Origin of the sequence: Billgrantia kenyensis (assembly GCF_013697085.1) — a bacterium.
In the GTDB taxonomy this organism is placed as follows: Bacteria; Pseudomonadota; Gammaproteobacteria; order Pseudomonadales; family Halomonadaceae; genus Halomonas; species Halomonas kenyensis.
The window spans coordinates 77,304-93,568 of sequence record NZ_JACEFT010000011.1 but is presented as its reverse complement, the minus strand read 5'-3'; the positions used below and the strand labels follow the sequence as shown (position 1 = coordinate 93,568).

General features: G+C 63.8%; 17 protein-coding genes and 1 tRNA gene. 15 read left to right on the top strand and 3 right to left on the bottom strand.

The genetic code is table 11. The features are described from left to right. Positions 1–33: 33 nt before the first annotated feature. Positions 34–1,071 (bottom strand): hypothetical protein, encoded by a 1,038-nt coding sequence (locus H1D44_RS10840; protein ID WP_181514876.1) that lies wholly within the window; start codon positions 1,069–1,071, stop codon positions 34–36. 300 nt (positions 1,072–1,371) lie between these two features. Here H1D44_RS10840 and H1D44_RS21315 point away from each other — a divergent pair, with 300 nt between their 5' ends. Then, complete coding sequence (locus H1D44_RS21315) at positions 1,372–1,749, top strand: helix-turn-helix domain-containing protein (RefSeq protein ID WP_422671663.1); 378 nt, start codon at positions 1,372–1,374, stop codon at positions 1,747–1,749. Continuing rightward, on the top strand, positions 1,641–2,615 hold the full coding sequence (locus tag H1D44_RS21250) for a tyrosine-type recombinase/integrase (protein WP_238984490.1): 975 nt from the start codon (positions 1,641–1,643) through the stop codon (positions 2,613–2,615). Before H1D44_RS21315 ends, H1D44_RS21250 begins: the two co-directional genes overlap by 109 nt. Before the next feature lie 53 nt (positions 2,616–2,668). Here H1D44_RS21250 and H1D44_RS10825 read toward each other — a convergent pair. Continuing rightward, positions 2,669–2,755: transfer RNA gene (locus H1D44_RS10825), tRNA-Leu, on the bottom strand. Positions 2,756–2,894: 139 nt separating this feature from the next. Here H1D44_RS10825 and queA point away from each other — a divergent pair. The 5 genes from queA to secF all read left to right on the top strand — a co-directional run bounded on the left by queA (position 2,895) and on the right by secF (position 8,531). After that, complete coding sequence (gene queA, locus H1D44_RS10820; RefSeq protein WP_181514873.1) at positions 2,895–3,935, top strand: tRNA preQ1(34) S-adenosylmethionine ribosyltransferase-isomerase QueA; 1,041 nt, start codon at positions 2,895–2,897, stop codon at positions 3,933–3,935. A gap of 99 nt (positions 3,936–4,034) precedes the next feature. Beyond that, positions 4,035–5,153, top strand: coding sequence for a tRNA guanosine(34) transglycosylase Tgt (gene tgt, locus H1D44_RS10815; RefSeq protein ID WP_220128051.1), 1,119 nt, complete (start codon positions 4,035–4,037; stop codon positions 5,151–5,153). A gap of 92 nt (positions 5,154–5,245) precedes the next feature. Next, positions 5,246–5,575 (top strand): preprotein translocase subunit YajC, encoded by a 330-nt coding sequence (gene yajC, locus H1D44_RS10810; protein WP_181514871.1) that lies wholly within the window; start codon positions 5,246–5,248, stop codon positions 5,573–5,575. Positions 5,576–5,728: 153 nt separating this feature from the next. Further along, positions 5,729–7,579, top strand: coding sequence for a protein translocase subunit SecD (gene secD / locus H1D44_RS10805; protein ID WP_181514870.1), 1,851 nt, complete (start codon positions 5,729–5,731; stop codon positions 7,577–7,579). Between the two features lie 22 nt (positions 7,580–7,601). Then, on the top strand, positions 7,602–8,531 hold the full coding sequence (secF, locus tag H1D44_RS10800) for a protein translocase subunit SecF (protein WP_181514869.1): 930 nt from the start codon (positions 7,602–7,604) through the stop codon (positions 8,529–8,531). Between the two features lie 78 nt (positions 8,532–8,609). Here the strand turns inward: secF and H1D44_RS10795 are convergent, their stop codons facing one another. Further along, a complete protein-coding gene (locus tag H1D44_RS10795) occupies positions 8,610–9,404 on the bottom strand; it encodes an inositol monophosphatase family protein (RefSeq protein ID WP_181514868.1) in 795 nt (264 codons plus the stop codon). A 189-nt stretch (positions 9,405–9,593) separates the two neighbouring features. Here H1D44_RS10795 and trmJ point away from each other — a divergent pair, with 189 nt between their 5' ends. The 8 genes from trmJ (at position 9,594) to pilW (ending at position 16,260) form a co-directional block, all read left to right on the top strand. Then, on the top strand, positions 9,594–10,376 hold the full coding sequence (trmJ, locus tag H1D44_RS10790) for a tRNA (cytosine(32)/uridine(32)-2'-O)-methyltransferase TrmJ (protein WP_181514867.1): 783 nt from the start codon (positions 9,594–9,596) through the stop codon (positions 10,374–10,376). A gap of 130 nt (positions 10,377–10,506) precedes the next feature. Then, the gene (gene cysE / locus H1D44_RS10785) at positions 10,507–11,373 is read left to right on the top strand and encodes a serine O-acetyltransferase (protein ID WP_181514866.1); all 867 of its coding nucleotides are present in this window, start codon (positions 10,507–10,509) and stop codon (positions 11,371–11,373) included. A 128-nt stretch (positions 11,374–11,501) separates the two neighbouring features. Further along, positions 11,502–11,972, top strand: a complete 471-nt coding sequence (locus tag H1D44_RS10780) for a Fe-S cluster assembly transcription factor (RefSeq protein WP_181514865.1) — start codon at positions 11,502–11,504, stop codon at positions 11,970–11,972. Positions 11,973–12,010: 38 nt separating this feature from the next. Then, positions 12,011–13,159: an aminotransferase class V-fold PLP-dependent enzyme gene (locus H1D44_RS10775; protein ID WP_181514864.1), complete on the top strand. Its 1,149-nt coding sequence runs from the start codon at positions 12,011–12,013 to the stop codon at positions 13,157–13,159. A 36-nt stretch (positions 13,160–13,195) separates the two neighbouring features. Further along, entirely contained in the window at positions 13,196–13,522 is a 327-nt protein-coding gene (locus tag H1D44_RS10770; RefSeq protein ID WP_181514863.1) for a HesB/IscA family protein, read from the top strand. A 219-nt stretch (positions 13,523–13,741) separates the two neighbouring features. Further along, entirely contained in the window at positions 13,742–14,167 is a 426-nt protein-coding gene (gene ndk / locus H1D44_RS10765; RefSeq protein WP_181514862.1) for a nucleoside-diphosphate kinase, read from the top strand. A 114-nt stretch (positions 14,168–14,281) separates the two neighbouring features. Beyond that, a complete protein-coding gene (rlmN, locus tag H1D44_RS10760) occupies positions 14,282–15,406 on the top strand; it encodes a dual-specificity RNA methyltransferase RlmN (RefSeq protein ID WP_181514861.1) in 1,125 nt (374 codons plus the stop codon). Between the two features lie 128 nt (positions 15,407–15,534). Beyond that, positions 15,535–16,260: a type IV pilus biogenesis/stability protein PilW gene (gene pilW / locus H1D44_RS10755; protein ID WP_181514860.1), complete on the top strand. Its 726-nt coding sequence runs from the start codon at positions 15,535–15,537 to the stop codon at positions 16,258–16,260. The last annotated feature ends 5 nt before the right edge of the window (positions 16,261–16,265 follow it).

Genomic DNA, 16,265 nt, shown 5'->3' with positions numbered 1-16,265 from the left:
TGCCGCCCGCCGGGGCGGCAAGCACTCTCTCCGTCAAGAGGCTGACTCAGGCTCCCGCAGTACCACTTGCCACACCGACGCCTTGGGCAACCGATCCAGGCAGGCCTGGAGGTCTTCAACGCGATCCATTGCACGGATCAGCTCCATCGCCTCAGCGGGCAGCGCCCCAAACCGCTCTTCTAGCAAGTAAACCAACGTCCCCTGCACTCCCTCAACAAAGCCGCGGGTATGTATCAGCTCTGACCCGATACGATCGGCCTCCTCACTGCGGAAGGCATCGCGCCGTTGTCGCAGCTGACGAGCCATCACACGCCGATGAATGTGTCGATCGCTGACGTCCTGGCCAGCTTTTAAGAGCTTAAGCAATAGCGTATGGATATCGGCTTGAAGATCGCCAAGAGAGGAGATGTTCAGGATCTCAAATTTGTCGTTGAATTTATAAATTCGCACAGCCCACTCATGCGCGACGGCCTCGGTTCTACTCTGGGTACGCTTAAACGCATCAGCATTTTTATACAGCATGCTCTTGACCATCACGGCCAATAGCGCCTGCTTATCCTGCTCCGACGCGGGCCGGGCGCGAGTGTGCCCGCCTTTGCGCGCCCGCTGACTGTAGTGTTTGCCTTCAAGGTTCTTCAGGATGTCCAGCGCGGCCAGGTGCCGCTGTGCTTCCAGCAGGGACAACTGCATGCGCTGAAAAGCATGCTGCAGACTGCTGTCAAATGCTCCCATACCGGGGACCGTCAGCGAAGAAAAAACCTTTTGGTATTCGTACACCACTGCCACCGCCTGGCACAGCGCGAGATCCGCATGGCGTTCACGTTGCTTATCGATGGCCACTTTCCCCTGGCGCAGTGAGATAGGCTCCATCGCTTCCTCAGGCCGAAAGCTCCCGCTCTCCATGTCAGCAAATAGTTCGCCAATGCGAACATCTCGCTCCTGAGCATCCGACATGCCCAGATGCTCAAAAACCCGCTCCACCACCTGGCAGGCGTGCCCATTTAATTCGTTACCGGCCCACCGCATGGCCACGGCAGTGTCCGCAAGCGCACGACGCCTACGCTCGCTCATGAGCGACTCTACTGGCTTATCCGACATCACATTGATCTCTATCTATACCCCCCCCAAGGATACCATCGCTCACCCAGGTCCTTTCCAATCTCTAGGTCGACACACCAGAAATCCAGCATTGCAACCTCGATTCATGCCCCGACGCCTTTCCCAGATAAAAACGACACCTGAAAAAAACGAATAAAAACAACATGCTGCACACAAAAACCAAAACCACATTGGGATAAATAAGTCAACGAATCTGCTTAGATAGATTTTCTCATCTAGCAGACAGCAAGATTGAGCTATGCCGCTCGGACGATGATTTGGCCATCAAGCCAGCCAATGGGGAGAGCAGCAATGGCCGAAGCACTACTACGACCCGAGCAGGTAGCTGAATGGCTGGGTATGAGCCCGAGCTGGGTGTACGGCAACAAGCATCGCATAGGCTTCGTTCAGATCGGCAGTGCGGTTCGCTTTGAGCGGAGCGCAGTGGAGAGGTACGCTGAGAGCTGCAAGCGCGGCCCTCTGCCTGAGGATCGCGAAACATGGGAATCACAGTCAGATACAGGGAAAAGAGGAACCGGTGGGTGGTCACGGAAACGTACCAGGGTCACCGATATCAACGAACGTTTGCGGGGAATCGAGAGGGGGAGCGCCAGGCGCGGGAATACGCAGCGAAGCGTCAGGCAGAGCTGAACGAAGCGGCTTTCCAGGGTGAAGCGATGGGGCGCCAACCGCGGCGCACCTTCATCGAGGGGCTTGAACGATGGATCGACGAGTACGACGTGGCCAGTCAGGCGAAGGCCATCCGCCCGGTGGCTCGCTACATGGGCGACCGGGTACAGCTCGGAATGGACAGCGTCGATAAGGCTCGCGAGATGGCCCGAGACCTTCGCAAGCAGGGGCGCGCGCAGAGCACCATCAACAATCATCTGCAGGTGGTCAAGCGGGTGCTGAACCTTGCCTATCGGGAATGGGGATGGCTGGATCGCCCCCTGGGCGACAAGATCCGCAAGAAGATGCCTAAGAACGAACGGCATGTGTACCTGACCATCGAGCAGGTAAGTCAGCTCCTGCAAGCCATCCCCGATCACTCGATTGTGGAGAAGCGGGTGATCGCCCTGGCAGCGCTCACCGGGCTACGTCAGGGTGAGCTGCTGGCTCTGGACCCTCAGAACGTCCAAGGTGGTCGCATTCTGCTGCGACCAGACCAGACGAAGAGCGGCAAGGCACGGGTGGTACCGGTACCAGAGGACGCCCGGGCATGGCTGGAGGAGCTGCCGTTCGCTACGACCTATCATCGGTTGCGAACGGTGTGGGAACATGCTCGCCAGTCCGTGGGGCGGCCCGACCTGCGCTTCCACGACCTGCGCCACAGCTATGCCAGCATGCTGGCCCAGGCCGGTGAGAGCATGACCACGGTGCGCGATCTGCTGGGGCATTCCAGCCTGATCGTCACCAGCCGCTACTCGCACGTGTTCGATGCGGGACTGGACGATATCGGCTCCCGCCTGCCGAGCTTGAGCGGGGCCTTCTGCGACCAAACTGCGACCACACACTAGAAATAGGGAGGGTAGAAACACAAACAGCCGCTCGTAAGCGACTGTTTTTCAAGTGGTACCGGCGGTCGGACTCGAACCGACAAGGGCTTGCACCCGGCGGATTTTGAATCCGCTGCGTCTACCAATTCCGCCACGCCGGCAGCGCCGAGCATTATACGTGGCCGGTGCGGCAGGTCAATCGGCAAGACCTGACGCGAGGGCCGTTTTTCGGTATCCTTGCCCGCTGTTTCCGGCTGCCCCGCGGCCGCCCCGATCGACCTCTTCTCGGATCCGACCTGCATGCAGCTCGCCGACTTCCACTATGAGCTCCCCGAAGAGCTGATTGCCCGCTACCCGTCCGAGCGGCGCAGCGACTGTCGTCTGCTATGTGTCGACGGCGAAACGGGTGGGCTTGCTCATCGCCACTTCACCGACCTGGTCGAGCTGCTCGAACCGGGCGACCTGCTGGTATTCAACGACACCCGGGTGATTCCGGCGCGCCTGCATGGCTACAAGGCCAGTGGCGGCAAGGTGGAGATGCTGCTGGAACGCCCGCTGGATGCACAGCGGGGGCTGGCCCACATTCGCGCCAGCAAGTCACCCAAGCCCGGTACCGAGCTGATCTTCGAGGGCGATATTCGAGCCGTGGTCGAAGGGCGCCGCGAGGCGCTGTTCGAGCTACGCTTCCTCGGCGAGACGCCGCTGATCGAGCTGCTGGAGCGCCATGGCCACATGCCGCTGCCGCCCTACATCGATCGTGAGGACGAGCTTGCCGACCGCGACCGCTATCAGACCGTCTACGCCCGTCGCGACGGCGCCGTGGCAGCCCCCACCGCCGGGCTGCATTTCGACGAGCCGCTGCTGGAGCGCCTGGCAGCGAAGGGGGTCGACAGTGCCTTCGTCACCCTGCACGTGGGTGCCGGCACCTTCCAGCCAGTGCGCACGGAGGACATCCGCGAGCACAAGATGCACAGCGAGTGGATCGAGGTGGGCGAAGCGGCCTGCGCCAAGGTACGCGCTGCCCAGGCGGCCGGGCGCCGAGTGATTGCCGTGGGCACCACCAGCGTGCGTTGCCTGGAGAGTGCCTGCGCCAAGAGCGCCGACGGCCGCATCGCGCCCTACAGCGGCGAGACCGACATCTATATCTACCCCGGCTACGAGTGGCGCTGCGTGGATGCGCTGATCACCAACTTCCATCTACCCGAGTCGACGCTGCTGATGCTGGTCTCCTCGTTCACCGGCTATGAGACCACCATGGCGGCCTATCGCGAGGCCGTGGCCGAACGCTACGCCTTCTTCAGCTATGGGGATGCCATGCTGTTGACCCGCAAGCGTTCCTGAGCCGCAAGCGCTCCTCGAACCCAGAATTCCTGACCCGCAGGGCCCGATGCCAGCGGCGCCTTGCAGAGAGAAGAGAACTTCATGCGTAACGAAAGCTTCATGTCCTTCGAGCGGCTCGCCAGCGATGGCCGAGCGCGGCGCGGGCGCCTCACCTTTCCCCGCGGCACGGTGGAGACCCCGGCCTTCATGCCGGTGGGTACCTACGGCACGGTCAAGGGCATGACGCCCGCTTCGGTGGAAGAGATCGGTGCCGAAATCATCCTCGGCAACACCTTCCACCTGTGGCTGCGCCCGGGTACCGAGGTGATCGAGGCCCACGGCGACCTGCACGACTTCGCCCAGTGGCACAAGCCGATCCTCACCGATTCCGGCGGCTTCCAGGTCTTCTCGCTGGGCGAGATGCGCAAGATCACCGAACAGGGCGTGCACTTCCGCTCTCCGGTGGATGGCGCCAAGGTGTTCATGGGCCCCGAGGAGTCGATGGCGGTGCAGCGCTCGCTGGGCTCCGACGTGGTGATGATCTTCGACGAATGCACCCCCTACCCGGCCACCGAGAAGGAAGCCGAGGTTTCCATGGAGCGCTCGCTGCGCTGGGCCAAGCGCTCTCGCGATGCCCATGGCGACTCCCCCTCGGCGCTGTTCGGCATCATCCAGGGCGGCATGTACCCGGAACTGCGCCGACGCTCGCTGGAAGGGCTGATGGAGATCGGCTTCGACGGCCTGGCCATCGGCGGGCTCTCCGTGGGCGAGCCCAAGGAAGAGATGATCAAGGTGCTGAACTATTTGCCCGGCTGGATGCCTGAGGAGTATCCACGCTACCTGATGGGGGTGGGCAAGCCCGAGGACCTGGTGGAGGGCGTGCGCCGTGGCGTCGACATGTTCGACTGCGTGATGCCGACACGCAACGCGCGCAATGGCCACCTGTTCACCGCCGCCGGTACGATCAAGATCCGCAACGCCAAGCACCGCCATGACACTCGCCCGCTGGAAGACGACTGCGACTGCTATACCTGCCAGAACTTCTCCCGCAGCTACCTGCACCACCTGGACCGCTGCGGTGAAATGCTCGGCTCGATGCTCAATACCATCCACAACTTGCGCTATTATCAGCGCCTGATGAGCGGTTTGCGCGGTGCCATCGAAGCGGGTACATTGGCTGACTTCGTGGCAGGCTACTATGCGCAGCGGGGGCTGCCGGTACCTGACGCACCAGATTGAACGACCGGCTGGTCGCCTGGATCGCTGAGCGCACCGGCCGTCTGCAGCACTCTCATTCGCTACCCAACTTACCTTCAGGAGATACGCTTCTCATGCTGGATTTCTTCATCTCTCCGGCCATGGCCCAGGATGCCGGCGCCGCAGGCGGCGGTATGGCCCAGATCATCATGCTGGTCGGTTTCGTGCTGATCTTCTACTTCCTGCTGTGGCGTCCCCAGGCCAAGCGGGCCAAGCAGCACCGCGAACTGGTCGGCGGCCTGTCCAAGGGCGACGAGGTAGTGATCGGCGGTGGCCTGGTGGGTCGCATTACCAAGGTGGGTGACGAATTCATCTCCCTGGAAGTGGCCGACAACACCGAAGTCAACGTGCAGAAGAATGCAGTGGCCAACGTACTGCCCAAGGGCACCATCAAGTCCATCTGACGTCGACGCTCCTCGCCCTTGCCGTTGGCTCTTACCGAGCCGGGTAACGGCGGGGGTCGCCTGGCGGCCGGATGCTCCTCGACCCCGCGGGTCGGGACATGCGGCCGCACTGCCGTCCTGTAGCCTTTTTTACGCAACCTAGGCAGGGCTCCCATGCTCAACCGTTATCCCTTATGGAAGTATCTGCTGATACTCATCGTGCTGCTCGGCGGCATCGTCTACTCGCTGCCCAACCTCTACCCCGAGGACCCGGCAGTGCAGATCAGCAGCGTCCAGGGCGATACCACCCTGGACGACACTCAGCTCGAACAAGTGCAGCAGACCCTGCGCGATGCCGGCATCGGCATCAGGGCCATCGAGCGCGAGGACACCAGCGTTCTGATCCGCCTCGATGACGCCGATCACCAGCTGCGCACTCGCGACCTGCTGAGCGAACAGCTCGGCGACGACTTCGTGGTGGCGCTCAATCTGGCAGAGTCCACGCCTGCGTGGCTGCAGAGCCTCGCTGCCACCCCCATGACCCTCGGCCTGGATCTACGCGGTGGCGTGCACTTCCTGCTCGAAGTGGACATGGACGCCGCCGTGACCCAGCGCCTGGAGGTCAATGCCAGCGCCATGCGCGAGCAGCTGCGCAGCGAGCGCATTCGCTACCGCGGCACGGATATCGACGGCCGCACCCTTACCATCACCTTCACCAATGACGAGGATCGCGACACGGCACGCCGGCTGATCAGCCGCGAGTTCCGCGACTTCGATTTCTCCAGCGAGGAGGAAGGGCGCGCTTCGCTGCTGGTGATGACGCTGACCGACCAGGCGGTCAACGAGATCCAGGACTACGCCATCAACCAGAACCTTACCACCCTGCGCAACCGGGTGGACGAGCTGGGCGTGGCAGAGCCGCTGGTGCAGCGCCAGGGGCCGGACCGCATCGTGGTCGAATTGCCCGGCGTACAGGACACCGTGGCCGCCAAGCGCGTGGTAGGTGCCACCGCCAACCTCGAGTTCCGCCTCGAGGCGCGCCCGGACACCCCCGACGCCGAGACCGAGACCTTCACCTTCCGCAACGACCCCAATCGCACCGCCGACCTGATGCGCGACGTGATCATCACCGGCGATAGCGTCTCCAGCGCCAACCGCAGCTTCGACGAGAACGGCCGTCCTCAGGTCAACATCAACCTTGACGGCACCGGCGGCACGCTGATGAACCGCGCCACCCGCACCAACATCGGCCGTAACATGGCGGTGCTGTTCATCGAGCACAAGACTCGCGACCGGGTAGTGATGGAGGACGGTGAAGAAGTCACCATTCGCGAGCCCTATACCGAACGCGGCCTGATCAGCCTGGCCACCATCCAGAGTGCGCTGGGTAACAGCTTCCGCATTACCGGGCTCGATTCCCCCACCGAGGCGGGCGAACTGGCCCTGCTGCTGCGCTCCGGCTCGCTGGCGGCACCGATCTACTTCGTCCAGGAACGCACCATCGGCCCGAGCCTGGGTGCCGAGAACATTGCCCGCGGGGTGATGTCTGTGCAGATCGGCCTGGTGCTGGTCGTGCTGTTCATGCTGATTCGCTACAAGGTATTCGGCATCTTCGCCAACGTGGCGCTGGCGCTGAACCTGACGCTGCTGATCGCCGCCATGTCACTGCTTGGCGCCACCCTGACCCTGCCGGGTATCGCCGGTATCGTGCTGACACTGGGTATGGCGGTGGACGCCAACGTGCTGATATTCGAGCGAATACGCGAGGAACTGAGGGGAGGCCTGTCGATACAGCAGGCGATCCACGCCGGCTACGAGCGCGCCTTCAGTTCGATCGTCGACGCCAACATTACCACCCTGCTGGTGGCGGTCATCCTGTTCTCGATCGGCACCGGCCCGGTCAAGGGCTTCGCCGTGACCCTGTCGCTGGGGATTATGACCTCGTTGTTCACGGCTCTGCTGGTGACCCGCTCGATGGTGAATCTCACCTATGGCGGCAAACCGGTCAAGAAGCTGTGGATCTAACGCTCACCAATCCGAGGTGGTTATGAAGACCCTCATCAACCGACAGTTCGACTTCATGGGCAAGCGCCGGGTCGCCTTCGCGATCTCGGCGGTGCTTATCGTGGCGTCGATCGTCTCGCTGCTGTTCCAGCAGCTCAACCTGGGGCTGGACTTCACCGGCGGCACGCTGGTCGAAGTCCGTTACGGCGTGGCTCCTTCGCTTGACGCCATTCGCCAGATCCTCGAGCAGGCCGGCTTCCGCGACGTTGCGGTGCAAACCTTTGGCGCCTCCACCGAGGTACTGATTCGCCTGCAGCAGGACTTCGACCCCGACGTCGGCGAGCAGGTGGTCGGCCTGCTGCGCGCCGAAGGCGATGCCGTGGAGCTGGTACGCGCCGAGTTCGTCGGCGCCCAGGTCGGCGAGCAGCTGCGCGACCAGAGCGGCCTGGGGCTGCTGGTGGCACTGGGCGTGGTGATGCTCTACGTCGCCTTCCGCTTCCAGTACAAGTTCGCCCTCGGCGCCGTGCTGGCGCTGTTCCACGACGTGATCATCGTGGTCGGCATCTTCTCGCTGTTCCAGTTCGACTTCGACCTCACCGTAATGGCGGCTCTGCTGGCGGTGATCGGCTATTCGCTCAACGATACCATCGTCGTCTACGACCGCATCCGCGAGACGATCCGCACCTCGCGAATCGACGACATGCCGGCGATATTCAATGAAGCGATCAACCTCACCCTGTCCCGCACGCTGGCAACGTCTGGTACCACCTTGCTGGTGCTGATGGCGCTGCTGCTGCTGGGCGGCGACATGATCCACTACTTCTCCATCGCCCTTATCCTCGGTGTGCTGGTGGGTACCTTCTCCTCCATCTACGTGGCGGCGGCCCTACTGCTGGCCGTGAAGCTGGAGCGCAAGGACCTCATTCCGCCGAAGAAGGAAGACCTGGAAGAAGGCGAGGAGGAGCTGCCGTAAGGTAGTGATCCCTGGCCAGAACGAAACCGCCCCCGCAGCGATGCTGCGGGGGCGGTTTCCTTTCAGGCCGGAGTGACGCTAGAAATGCGGCTTGAGCTGCTGCACCAGGGCCTTGTACAGGCGCGGGCCGGCGGCCATCAGCTGGCCTTCGGGCTCGACGCTGGGCTGGCCGTCGGGCGTGCCCATCAGCGCGCCAGCCTCCTTGAGCAACAGCGTGCCGACCAGGCGGTCCTGCTCCTCCAGACCCAGTACGAAGGCAGCATCGACGCGTCCCGAGGCCAACTCGGCTATGTCGAGCAGGCCACTACCCGTGGCCAGCTGCGTGTCGACCTGAGGGCCGAGCTGCTCGATCAAGGTGAGGTAGGCAGGCAGGTGGCGGGAACGCTGCCAGCTCTCGGGCAGGCTCATGGCGACGCGAGATCCCAGGATCGTGCTGGTCTTGGGCACACGGATACGCTTGCCGTTGTGCTGGGCACCGCGGCCGCGGCTGGTCAGGTATTCATTGTCGCTGTAGGGGCAGATCACCACCGCATGCTCCGGGCGACCCTTTACCAGGCATACCACCGACAGGGCAAAGCCGCTGCCGGCAACGCCCAGGCTGGAGTAGCCATGAAAGGGCTCGATACGCCATTCGATGTCGCGGCCCTCGCCTTCGCCGGCGCGGTGGGGCGTGAAACGGCCGATGACCCCGTGCTGGGGGTAGCCGCGGCTGAGCTGACGAACGATCAGCGTCTCGGCATTACGAGCGGTGTCTTCCAGCAAGCGCTCAATATTGTGTTCCTCGTGAGCATTCTCGATGCGCTCACGTATGCGCAGAAACTGTTCGGCGGCGCTGCGCGTGGCGCGCAGGGCGAATTGGACCATCGGATGCATGATCGGGCCTTGGAGCGTCGGTGATGTTAAAGAACAGGCTAGTTCGAACGTCGAGCCCGGGTCGAGCAGGGAGTACGGTCGAACGCGTGGCGCGCATCCTAGCAGAATCACGGCAGATGCGCCATTGGCAACCTCAGGCATGCTAGACTCACCCGTCCAAAGATTCCTCAATGCTAAAGGCAGTCCCGCATGCTCGAGCGCATTCGTATCGTGCTGATCGGCACCAGTCACCCCGGCAATATCGGTGCGACAGCCCGCGCCATGCACAACATGGGGCTTGGCGACCTGGCCCTGGTGGCGCCTCGCTGTCAGCCGCTGACCAGCGAGAGCATCTCGCGAGCGTCCGGGGCGGATCATATCGTCCACGCCGCTCCCGTGGTGGAGACCCTGGAGGAAGCGGTGGCCGACTGCACCCTGGCGGTAGGCGCCAGCGCTCGCTCGCGCACCCTGCCCTGGCCGATGATCACGCCGCGTGCGCTGGGAGAACGACTGCCGACGGAGCTCGCCGGCTCCGAGTCGCGGGTGGCACTGGTGTTCGGCCGCGAAGACAGTGGGCTCACCAATGCCGAACTGCAACGCTGCCACGCCCATGTTCACATCCCCACCAACTCGGACTTCAGCTCGCTCAACCTGGCTGCGGCAGTTCAGGTACTGGCCTACGAGTGCCGCCTGGCCTGGCTCGAAGCCGACAGCAGCGATGCCGGGCAGGAAGACGAACCGCATCAGCCGCTGGCCAGCCACGGGGAGCTGGAGGGCTACTTCGCCCACCTCGAGCGGACCCTGATTACCATCGGCTTTCACGACCCGGCGCTGCCGCGCCAGCTGATGGCCCGGCTGAGACGCTTCACCCTGCGCGCCCGCCCCGAGCGCATGGAACTCAATATCCTGCGTGGCATACTGACGGCAACGGAGAAGTCCGCCGGGGGAAGCACTCCGGAAGGCGGGCGCCAGCGCGACAACCGGCAAGCTTGAGTGCATGACGTCTGCCGCCGGGGCACGCATGCCCTTGCAAGGGAGCCTCGGTGCCCCCATATGGATGCATCACCGTTTCGAACTGCTTGCGCAACAGCCAGGCCGCTTCATCGCCACCAAGGACCGCTGCATGTTTCAACGACTGCGCGAGGACATCAATAGCGTTTTCGCCCGCGACCCGGCGGCACGCAACTTCCTGGAAGTACTGACCAACTACCCAGGACTGCATGCCCTGCTGCTGCATCGCATGGCCCACTGGCTGTGGGAGAAACGGCTCAAGTGGCTGGCGCGCACCCTGTCGACCTTCTCGCGCTGGCTGACCGGCATCGAGATCCACCCCGGGGCAAGGATTGGCCGACGCTTCTTCATCGATCACGGCATGGGCGTGGTGATCGGCGAGACCGCCGAGGTCGGCGACGATGTCACGCTCTATCAGGGCGTGACCCTGGGAGGAACCAGCTGGCACAAGGGCAAGCGCCATCCCACCCTGGAGGATGGCGTCATCGTCGGCGCGGGGGCCAAGATTCTCGGCCCATTTAGCGTCGGTGCGGGCGCCAAGGTCGGCTCCAATGCCGTGGTAACCAAGGAGGTACCTGCCGGCGCCACGGTGGTTGGCATTCCCGGCAAGATCGTCAAGCGCGCCGACCCGGACACTGCCGAGGCGCTGGAGGTCGACCCGGAGCGCCGCGAGGCAATGCGCCGCAAGTTCGGTTTCGATGCCTACGGCGTGAGCGAGGACATGCCCGATCCAGTGGCCCGCTCGATCCAGGCCATGCTCGACCACATGCATGCGGTGGACGAACGCATCGAGCGCATGTGCGGCACGCTGCGCAAGCTCGATGCCAGCTACCGTGAGGGCAAGCTGCCCGAACTGCGCGACGAGGACTTTGCCGACATCCTCTCCGACGTCGATGCCTGCTGCGGCCCCAAGGCCGGCTCCGGCACGGAGCATGATACAGGTCAAGGCCGGCAGGATGACCCGCGGGAGAATGGTTGACCTTCGCGCTCGGGCTTTACCATAATGGCGTATTGTTTTCTGGCCCGTCGCCTGCGATGAGCCCACGCCGATCGCAGCCCAGCCAGAGGGGCCGAGATCCGCTTCCCGATGCGCCTGAAGAGCCCGCCATGCGTTTGACTACCAAGGGACGCTACGCCGTCACCGCCATGCTCGACCTGACCCTCAACGCTGACAAGGGAGCCATCTCCCTGGCCGACATCTCGCGTCGCCAGGAAATATCGCTGCCGTACCTGGAACAGCTCTTCGCGCGTCTGCGACGTGCCGGCCTAGTCAACAGCGTTCGCGGGCCCGGGGGCGGCTACCTGCTGGCGTTGCCTGCCGAGGATATCTCGGTGTCACGGGTGATCGATGCCGTGGACGAATCCGTCGACGCCACCCGCTGCCAGGGGCTGTCGGATTGCCAGCAGGGCGACACCTGCCTGACCCACCACCTGTGGTGCGAGCTGTCCGATCAGATCCGCGGCTTTCTTGACAGCACCACCCTGGGCCAGCTGGCCAGGCATGGCGACGTCCGCCGCATCGCCGAACGCCAGCATGGCCGCCACTCCCATAACACCATCCTGACCTCTTCGCCCTGACCCTGCCGGAGGTACAGCCTGGAGACTCTCGCGAGACAATGAGCGCCCTCGTCTATCTCGACTATGCCGCCACCACCCCGGTCGACCCTCGCGTCGCCGAGGTCATGCAGCGCTATCTGACCCTTGACGGCACCTTTGCCAACCCCGCCTCGCGCAGCCACATGCTTGGCTGGCAGGCAGAGCAGGCCGTGGAAAGCGCACGCCGTCAGGTGGCCGACCTGATCGCGGCCGACCCGCGGGAGATCGTCTGGACCAGCGGCGCCACCGAGGCCGACAACCTGGCGCTGATCGGCTTCATGCGGGCCAACCGTGAGCGTGGTCAGCACCTGGTGACCTCGATCGTCGAGCACAAGGCGGTGGTGGATACCGCCTCGGCTCTGGAGAGGGAAGGCTTCGAGGTCACCTGGCTGACGCCGGGGGCCGACGGCCGCATCACCCCCGAACAGCTGCGCGAGGCAATGCGCCCCGATACCGCGCTGGTTTCACTGATGGCAGTCAACAATGAACTGGGCTGCATCCATGACCTGGCGGCGCTGTCGGAAGTCGCCCATGCCGGCGGCGCGGCGTTTCATGTCGACGCCGCCCAGGGGGTGGGGCGCATCGACCTTGACGTGGGCCGCCTGGGCATCGACCTGATGTCACTTTCAGGCCACAAGACATACGGCCCCAAGGGTATCGGCGTGCTGTATGTGCGGCGCAGCCAGGAGATCCGCATCGAGCCATTGATTCACGGCGGCGGCCATGAGCGCGGCATGCGCTCCGGCACCCTGGCCACCCACCAGATCGCCGGCATGGGCGAGGCCTTTGCCCTGGCCGAAGCCGAGGCCGAGGCCGACCAGGCACGTATCCTCGGGCTACGGAACCGCATGCTCGACGGACTGTCAGACCTGAGTGGCATTTACTCGAATACGCCGATTGACGTGGCGGTGCCCAACATCCTCAATCTGGCTTTCGAGGGCGTGGATGGTGAATCGCTGCTGATGGCGCTACGCAACATTGCCGTGTCGACCGGATCGGCGTGCAACTCTGCCAGCGTCGAGCCATCCTATGTATTGAAAGGGATCGGGGTGCCGCGCGCGCTGGCACTGGCTTCGCTACGCTTCAGCTTCGGCCGCTTCACCACCGAGGCCGACATAGACGCCGCGCTGCAAGCCTTGCATCATGCCCTTCCGGGCCTTCGCCGCTAGTTGCCGCCCGGCCACATTCGCTGCAGGAGAATCACCATGGCGAAAATTTCGATTACCAGTGCTGCCGCCCAGCAGATCCAGCATGCGCTTGACGAGCGCGGCCACGGCCTGGGGCTGCGGGTCTCGGTGAAGCCCAGCGGCTGCTCTGGCTACAGCTACGTACTCGACTTCGCCGACGAGGCCGCCAACGACGATGCGGTATTCGAAGCGCATGGCGCCACCGTCTTCGTCGCTCCCGAGGCGCTGGAGATGCTCGACGGCAGCGAGGTCGACTTTGTCTCGGAGGGGCTTAACCGCTTCTTCCGTTTCAACAACCCCAACGTGAAGGATCAGTGTGGGTGCGGTGAGAGCTTCACCGTGTGACGTCCTCCAGTCGGGTCGACGATTGTTCAACACCTCCCGGCAGCGGTATACTCTCGGCCCATTGATGCTTCCGCCGCCCTGGCGCTAGCCCCGGGCTTGCAGCACCGAGCGCATCAGAGATCCCTCAGCGCCGCGCCGTACCGACTCCCCTGCGAGCGGCTGCGGCGTGGCGCTGTACCATTCGATTCATTCGTTCATCACATCAACGAAGAGGCCCTCATGGCAACCGAACGCACCCTGTCCATCATCAAGCCCGACGCCGTCGCCAAGAACGCCATCGGCGAGATCATCTCCCGCTTCGAGAAGGCCGGCCTCAAGGTGGTTGCGGCCAAGATGCTGCACCTCTCCGAAGAGCAGGCCGGCGGCTTCTACGCCGAGCACAAGGAGCGCCCCTTCTTCAAGGACCTGGTGGGCTTCATGACCTCCGGCCCGGTGGTCGTCCAGGTGCTGGAAGGCGAAGATGCCATTGCCAAGAACCGTGACCTGATGGGTGCCACCAACCCCAAGGAAGCCGCCCCGGGCACCATCCGCGCCGACTTCGCCGAGACCATCGACGCCAACGCCGTGCACGGCTCCGACTCGCCGGCCTCCGCCGAGCGTGAAGTGGCCTATTTCTTCAGCGCCGATGAGATTTGCCCGCGCTGAGGAAACGCTGATTTATCGCGGCACTCGCGACATGCATCAGCCTGCTTTCCTTGGCAGCTCAAACTCCGAGCGGGGCCCTGCCCCGCTCTCGCCCTGCCCAACCTGCGTGACACCATGACCGCTACCACCGCCCAACGTACCAACCTGCTCGGCATGTCTCGCGAGGAGATGGAAGCCTTTTTCCTCTCCATCGGCGAGAAGAAGTTCCGCGCAGCCCAGGTGATGAAGTGGATTCATCACGAGGGCTGCGACGACTTCGAGGCCATGACCAACCTCTCCAAGGCGCTGCGTCAGCGGCTCGCCGAGGTGGCCGAGATTCGCGGCCCCGGCGTGGTCTATGAAGGCACCTCCAGCGACGGCACCCGCAAGTGGGTACTGGAGGTCGAGGACGGCAGCTATGTGGAGACGGTGCTGATCCCTGCCGACAACGGCAAGCGCCGCACGCTCTGCGTGTCGTCCCAGGTGGGCTGCTCGCTCGACTGCAGCTTCTGCTCCACGGGCAAGCAGGGCTTCCAGCGCAACCTCACCGCCGCCGAGATCATCGGCCAGGTATGGGTCGCCCAGCGCAGCGTGGGCCCGCGCAAGGACACCGCCAACCGGCCGGTGACCAACGTGGTGATGATGGGCATGGGCGAGCCGCTGCTCAATTACGACAATGTCGTCCCAGCCATGAAGCTGATGCTAGACGACAACGGCTACGGCCTTTCGAAGCGTCGCGTGACGCTGTCGACCTCCGGCGTAGTGCCGATGCTCGACAAGCTTGGCGACGAGCTCGACGTGAGCCTGGCCATCTCCTTGCACGCCGCCACCGACGAGCTGCGCAACGAGCTGGTGCCGCTCAACCGCAAGTACAATATCCGCATGTTGCTGGACGCCTGCCACCGCTACCTGGCCAAGTGCGACGACACGCGGATGGTCACCGTGGAGTACACGGTGATCAAGGACGTCAACGACCAGCAGGAGCACGCCACGCAGCTCGCCGAGCTGCTTCGCGAGCTGCCATGCAAGATCAACCTGATCCCGTTCAACCCGTTTCCCCACTCGGGCTACGAGAAGCCGTCGCGCAATCAGGTCATGCGCTTCCAGCAATGGCTCTACGAGCTGGGTTACACGGCACCGATTCGCAGCACCCGGGGTGACGATATCGATGCCGCCTGCGGCCAACTGGTGGGCCGGGTCAAGGACAGAACCCGGCGTCACGAGCGCTATATTCGCTCGATTCAGATCGACGCCGATTGAACGGGGTGCCGCCTTGACTTCAACTCGTCACGGCGCTTTGATGGACAGGCTTTTTTTTCCTGACCCACGGGTCCAGGGCGCCAGGCACGAGATGCCGACAGCTCGACAGCTTCAACCTTGAGGATGCCATGACGCGCTTCCCCCATTCGCAAAGCCGAAGCATGCCGCTGGTCGTCATGGTGGTTCTGTCGTGGTGGCTGTCCGGCTGCGCCGCCCAGCCCGAGCAGCAGACCGACACGGATCCCAGCGAGGCATTGACCCAGCTCGGCATGGCCTACCTCGAGCGTGACAACCTCCCGCGCGCCATGTCGGCGCTCAATCGCGCCCTGGAGCGCGCGCCGGACAATGCCGAGGCGCTGCAGGCGATGGCCATCGTCTATCAGCGTCAGGGCGAGATGCAGCAGGCCGAGGAGATGTTCGAGCGCGCCATCGCCGCTGCCCCGAACAACAGTCGCGCGCGCAACAACTATGCCGTCTTCCTTTACGAACATGGCAAGGTCAGGCGCGCCTGCGAGCAGCTCGAAGCCGCTTCCCTGGATACCCGCTACGCCAACCGCGCCCAGCTATTCACCAATCTGGGTCAGTGCCACTGGGAGCTGGGCGAGATCGACAAGGCGCGCCACAGCCTGGAGCGCGCTCGCAGCCTGGATCCACGCAACCCCCGGAGCTATTTCTCGCTGGCGGAGCTGGAGCTGGAACAGGGCAATCCCGATCGTGCCAGGCAGCAGTTGGAAGCTTTCGTAGGCCTTGCCGGCATGACGCCGGAGGCCCAGGCGCTGGCCCGGCAGATCGCCGCCAGTACCCCGAACATGACCGCCACGCCCGGTACCGACACCTCGCGTGACGCACCCTGATCAAC

Bases quoted from the DNA above. Each gene is read 5' to 3' on its own strand.
- H1D44_RS10840 (WP_181514876.1), bottom strand. From the start codon at position 1,071: ATGAGCGAGCGTAGGCGTCGTGCGCTTGCGGACACTGCCGTGGCCATG.
- H1D44_RS21315 (WP_422671663.1), top strand. From the start codon at position 1,372: ATGATTTGGCCATCAAGCCAGCCAATGGGGAGAGCAGCAATGGCCGAA.
- queA (WP_181514873.1), top strand. From the start codon at position 2,895: ATGCAGCTCGCCGACTTCCACTATGAGCTCCCCGAAGAGCTGATTGCC.
- tgt (WP_220128051.1), top strand. From the start codon at position 4,035: ATGTCCTTCGAGCGGCTCGCCAGCGATGGCCGAGCGCGGCGCGGGCGC.
- yajC (WP_181514871.1), top strand. From the start codon at position 5,246: ATGCTGGATTTCTTCATCTCTCCGGCCATGGCCCAGGATGCCGGCGCC.
- secD (WP_181514870.1), top strand. From the start codon at position 5,729: ATGCTCAACCGTTATCCCTTATGGAAGTATCTGCTGATACTCATCGTG.
- secF (WP_181514869.1), top strand. From the start codon at position 7,602: ATGAAGACCCTCATCAACCGACAGTTCGACTTCATGGGCAAGCGCCGG.
- H1D44_RS10795 (WP_181514868.1), bottom strand. From the start codon at position 9,404: ATGCATCCGATGGTCCAATTCGCCCTGCGCGCCACGCGCAGCGCCGCC.
- trmJ (WP_181514867.1), top strand. From the start codon at position 9,594: ATGCTCGAGCGCATTCGTATCGTGCTGATCGGCACCAGTCACCCCGGC.
- cysE (WP_181514866.1), top strand. From the start codon at position 10,507: ATGTTTCAACGACTGCGCGAGGACATCAATAGCGTTTTCGCCCGCGAC.
- H1D44_RS10780 (WP_181514865.1), top strand. From the start codon at position 11,502: ATGCGTTTGACTACCAAGGGACGCTACGCCGTCACCGCCATGCTCGAC.
- H1D44_RS10775 (WP_181514864.1), top strand. From the start codon at position 12,011: ATGAGCGCCCTCGTCTATCTCGACTATGCCGCCACCACCCCGGTCGAC.
- H1D44_RS10770 (WP_181514863.1), top strand. From the start codon at position 13,196: ATGGCGAAAATTTCGATTACCAGTGCTGCCGCCCAGCAGATCCAGCAT.
- ndk (WP_181514862.1), top strand. From the start codon at position 13,742: ATGGCAACCGAACGCACCCTGTCCATCATCAAGCCCGACGCCGTCGCC.
- rlmN (WP_181514861.1), top strand. From the start codon at position 14,282: ATGACCGCTACCACCGCCCAACGTACCAACCTGCTCGGCATGTCTCGC.
- pilW (WP_181514860.1), top strand. From the start codon at position 15,535: ATGACGCGCTTCCCCCATTCGCAAAGCCGAAGCATGCCGCTGGTCGTC.